Raw genomic sequence first — 261 nt, forward strand, 5'->3', positions numbered from 1 at the left:
GCGATGTCCATTTGGGAGAGTACCCAGCCTCCGAAAATGTCGCCAGCGGGGTTGGTATCGCTCGGCATGGCGATGGTGCGAGTGGTCAACCGACCACGGGTAACCTCTTTCATGGTGTTATATTTCCTCGTTCTGAATGATCACCCCTCTGTTGCCCGGAGGGTGTTGAAGCAGTCTTGCGATACAGGTGGTAGCAACAGGTAGGGAATATACACCGAATGTCGTATTGAATTATCAGATTTTTAAATAGCTCTGATAGTC

At 49.8% G+C, this 261-nt stretch carries 1 pseudogene; it reads right to left on the reverse strand.

The features are described 5' to 3' along the window. Window positions 1–113 (reverse strand): annotated as a pseudogene (locus Q4563_RS20640) (acyl-CoA thioesterase); the annotation flags it as partial. Between the last annotated feature and the right edge of the window lie 148 nt (window positions 114–261).

The sequence above is a fragment of the Gilvimarinus sp. 1_MG-2023 genome (assembly GCF_030548285.1).